Source organism: Bacteroides sp. MSK.20.82 (assembly GCF_019052485.1).
GTDB classification, from domain to species: Bacteria; Bacteroidota; Bacteroidia; order Bacteroidales; family Bacteroidaceae; genus Bacteroides; species Bacteroides thetaiotaomicron.
In genome coordinates, this window is record NZ_JAHQUN010000105.1 from 1 (window position 1) to 3,635 (window position 3,635).

At 31.7% G+C, this 3,635-nt stretch carries 7 protein-coding genes and 1 pseudogene; all 8 read left to right on the plus strand.

Features of this window, described 5'->3' with window-relative positions:
- Positions 1 to 255, plus strand: a pseudogene (locus KTR07_RS27795) (plasmid transfer protein); the annotation flags it as partial.
- On the plus strand, positions 256 to 1,092 hold the full coding sequence (locus KTR07_RS27800) for a topoisomerase C-terminal repeat-containing protein (RefSeq protein ID WP_007559158.1): 837 nt from the start codon (positions 256 to 258) through the stop codon (positions 1,090 to 1,092). It begins immediately after the preceding pseudogene.
- Complete coding sequence (locus tag KTR07_RS27805; RefSeq protein ID WP_004295339.1) at positions 1,089 to 1,442, plus strand: hypothetical protein; 354 nt, start codon at positions 1,089 to 1,091, stop codon at positions 1,440 to 1,442. The genes KTR07_RS27800 and KTR07_RS27805 overlap by 4 nt, the downstream gene beginning before the upstream one ends.
- A gap of 11 nt (positions 1,443 to 1,453) precedes the next feature.
- Entirely contained in the window at positions 1,454 to 1,732 is a 279-nt protein-coding gene (locus tag KTR07_RS27810) for an HU family DNA-binding protein (RefSeq protein ID WP_004295340.1), read from the plus strand.
- On the plus strand, positions 1,723 to 1,995 hold the full coding sequence (locus KTR07_RS27815; protein ID WP_004295341.1) for a hypothetical protein: 273 nt from the start codon (positions 1,723 to 1,725) through the stop codon (positions 1,993 to 1,995). The genes KTR07_RS27810 and KTR07_RS27815 overlap by 10 nt, the downstream gene beginning before the upstream one ends.
- Positions 1,996 to 2,005: 10 nt before the next feature.
- The gene (locus tag KTR07_RS27820) at positions 2,006 to 2,449 is read left to right on the plus strand and encodes a hypothetical protein (RefSeq protein WP_032586840.1); all 444 of its coding nucleotides are present in this window, start codon (positions 2,006 to 2,008) and stop codon (positions 2,447 to 2,449) included.
- A 174-nt stretch (positions 2,450 to 2,623) separates the two neighbouring features.
- Positions 2,624 to 2,848, plus strand: a complete 225-nt coding sequence (locus KTR07_RS27825; protein ID WP_004295344.1) for a hypothetical protein — start codon at positions 2,624 to 2,626, stop codon at positions 2,846 to 2,848.
- Positions 2,849 to 2,851: 3 nt separating this feature from the next.
- On the plus strand, positions 2,852 to 3,635 hold a 784-nt coding region (locus tag KTR07_RS27830; RefSeq protein WP_217315570.1), incomplete at its 3' end, for a YWFCY domain-containing protein.

Consider the following 3,635-nt stretch of genomic DNA (forward strand, 5'->3'; position numbering starts at 1 on the left):
AATATAGCATTGCAAGGCGGTGAAAAAAATCTTATGGATAATAAGCAAAGGATAGATTTATGTATTCATGTGGTCAATGAACTTAGACGAATGCGAGGACTTGCATACGCTGTATGCCGACAAATGAAATCCGCTAAAAGGGCTGGAGTACTAAAAACACTTGTACCCGGACAATTTAAATATGTAAATAGTGGGAAACAAAAAGTAGATAATATTTTAAACGGTATTAAATGGATTAGTAAAGGAGGATATTAAATGGATAATGATACAATCAAAGATTTAGGCTTATGCCCTATTTGCCAGAAAGGACACATAATGAAAGGCAGTTTAGGATATTCCTGTAATTACTTCAAAAACATGAATGACAAATGTACATTTAATATTTATCATTCATATTGGGGAAAAGAGATTACAGAAGAAATAGCCAGGCAATTAATAACAACAGGGAAAACAGATATATTTCATGACTTCCATAATAAAAAAGGAGTTCCTTTTTCTGCATATCTGACTATCGAAAATGGAATCGTTATTCCTTCTTTCGTAAATGAAGTATTAGAAACTCCGTGTCCTGTGTGTGGTAGAGAAATTGAAATTTTACTAAATGGATATGCTTGTAAAGGGTATTCACAAAAGGACAAGGACAACAACAGAGTTTGTAACCTCTATATACCCAAAACTATTGCACAAAGAGAAATACCATTGGAAGCAGCAGAAATACTTGCTAGAGGAAAAAAAACACCGTTTATGACTGGATTTAAATCAAGAGAAGGAAATGATTTTTCTTCACGGCTGGTTCTAACAGAGAACTTAGATATTTCTTTTGACAATACATTGTGTAAGTGTCCTAAGTGTGGAGGAAACTTATATATAAACAAAAAAGCCTATAATTGTTCCAACTATAGAAATGAAGCCATAAAATGTGATTTTGTCATTTGGCGTGAAATGTCAGGACGTTCTATAACTCCCGAAGAAGCAATAGAACTTTGCGAGAAAAAAGAAACACCTGTGTTAACTGGATTTCATGATAAAAACGGGCAACCGATGGAAAGAAAGCTTGTACTGAACGATGATTTTAAAATAAAACTAATATGAAAATAGAATTTATAATTTATAGCCATTTTTTTAAAGAGAGAGGAATGAAGGTAAAGGGTGATTGGAATTTTCCGCATCTTCCAAGGATAGGCGAAGAAATTTCACCTCACATTATAATGTTTCAGAATGAATTTACCTATCAAAATTTATTAGAATATCTAACAGATGAAGCTAAAAGTGATTTTAATAAATTCAATGATGGTGAGGATGATTTAGAAGGAAATTTTAAAGCATGGGTATATGATGTTATCTGTGAGGTCAATATAGTTGAATCAATACATTATAGACCAGATACAGAAGACTATACCCAAATTATTCCTGAAATTTGTTTAAGTGATTTAAGTAATTAAATATTATTGATATGCAAATGAATAAGACTGATTTAATCAAAATGGTTGCTGAAAAGGCAAATAAACCAACAAAAGAAGTAGCAGAAATAATTGATAGTTTTTTCAAAGAATTATCTCAAAATCTAAGAGAAAAAGATGTTTCTATAAAAGATTTTGGTACTTTCAAAAAGATTATTCAGCCAGCTCGGATAGCTAGAAATCCGGCAACTGGAGAACCTGTAGAAGTTCCAGAAAAGGAAGTTGTTAAATTTAAGCCGTCCAAAAATATACTAAACATGAAATGGCTATGATAGAAATAAACATCCATATTCCTATAGATGGTGTGAACAATATTTCTATACCAATCCAATTACCTGTAGTTCCAAGGGTTGGAGAAAAGATTTATCTATCTGACAAACAAATAAATAATTTGATAAGTCTATTAGAAGAAGAATATTACCACAATCCACAAACAGAAGAATGGAAAGAATCAATAAGACGGTTCACCAATATTGAGGAAGTAGCATATAATGCTGCAAATGGAACGATACACATTGAATTATCAACTATTTAAAAGAAACAATATGAAAAAGTATTTATCATTAGTAATGATTGGTTTAAGCCTTATGTTGTCTGGATGCAATAAAGACGATAACAACGACCCTAATACTCCACCTACAGGAGATACAGGAAAAGTACGTTATGAAGCTACCGTAAGCGACCCAGAAAATTTCAAACTTCTAATACATTATACAGTAGGAGTAGATATTTCTTCCGAAGCTCCCGAAGAAGCTGCCAAAGAAATTATTGTAGAAAGTCCATTCACATTTGAGCAAGAAGCCAAACAAGGAACATATTTATGGCTATCTGCCTACCCTATACCTAAAGATGAAGAAAACCTTGAAAATTTACAGCTACCTAAGACAGTCGAAGTAAAAATTTTTATTGATGATAAGCTGCATAAGTCTAACAGTGGTGAAAATTATGCAATGGTTCAACATATATTCGGACAAGAAAATTACCAGTAGAATTGATACCTTTTCTGCCTGCACTGGAGAGAAACCGAGAAGGTATTTGATACCGTACTTTTCCGGGTTCTGCCCGGCATGGACGATAAGAGAACATTATTATGATACCAAAAAATAAAAACCAATACCACTCTCACTGCATAAAAGAGTGGTATTTTCATTTGAATTAATAAAATGAAAGACCAAAAAAGATTATTACACAAGTGCCTATTAGAAGACATTCCAGCTTTTGTAATATGCGGAACAGATATTTGTTCCGTCCAAGCAATGGAAGCATATTACCAGATAGCAGTAGAAAAAGGTTGCAATAGCAATTTTTTAGAAGACTTGAAATTAGCTATAGAAGATTTCAAGGCTTTTCAATGTGAGGAACCTGAAAAAGTTAAAATACCCGATTAAATCATGGAAGAAAGCAAAGAATTACAAAAACTATATGGATTCATGCAAGCATTCATTTATATAACTGTTTGCATAGAGATTCTACTATTTGTTCATTTTCCCTTTAGTGAACAAATTATGCCCTTATTATCAAAAATGGCAAAAATTCCTATCTATTCTAATATTCTTTATAGTAAACTATTTACATTCTTTATTATAATGGTTACTTGCATTGGAACACGTTCAAAAAAGGATTTAGAATTAGACCCGACTAAACAAATCATTTTTCCTTTAATCTTTGGATTCATAATGTTCTTTGGAAGTATATGCTTTCTTTTCTTTAAAGAAAAAGGAGAAACTAGTTTAGAATGGTATAATATAGCTTACATTATACTATCAATAATTGGAGCGACATTAATAAATTCAGCTCTAGATAACATTTCCAAACGTATTAAATCAAACTTTATGAAAGATAGATTTAATATAGAGAATGAAAGCTTTGAACAATCTAAAGACAAGGTAGAAACAGAATTCTCTGTCAATATTCCGATGAAGTTTTTCTACAATAGAAAGTGGCATAATGGGTGGCTGAATATATGCAACTGTTTTCGTGGAACTTTCGTAATAGGAACGCCTGGAAGTGGTAAATCTTTTTCTGTTATAAATTCTTTTATAAGACAACATTCAGCTAAAGGATTTGCAGAAGTTGTTTACGACTTCAAATTTCCTGAACTTGCCAAAATTGCATATTATAATTATCAAAAGAACAAGCAATTAGGAAAAATACCAAGTAATTTCAAGTTCAATG

Excerpts from the sequence above, each read along its gene's own strand:
- KTR07_RS27800 (WP_007559158.1), top strand. The coding sequence starts at position 256 with ATGGATAATGATACAATCAAAGATTTAGGCTTATGCCCTATTTGCCAG.
- KTR07_RS27825 (WP_004295344.1), top strand. The coding sequence starts at position 2,624 with ATGAAAGACCAAAAAAGATTATTACACAAGTGCCTATTAGAAGACATT.
- KTR07_RS27815 (WP_004295341.1), top strand. The coding sequence starts at position 1,723 with ATGGCTATGATAGAAATAAACATCCATATTCCTATAGATGGTGTGAAC.
- KTR07_RS27810 (WP_004295340.1), top strand. The coding sequence starts at position 1,454 with ATGCAAATGAATAAGACTGATTTAATCAAAATGGTTGCTGAAAAGGCA.
- KTR07_RS27805 (WP_004295339.1), top strand. The coding sequence starts at position 1,089 with ATGAAAATAGAATTTATAATTTATAGCCATTTTTTTAAAGAGAGAGGA.
- KTR07_RS27820 (WP_032586840.1), top strand. The coding sequence starts at position 2,006 with ATGAAAAAGTATTTATCATTAGTAATGATTGGTTTAAGCCTTATGTTG.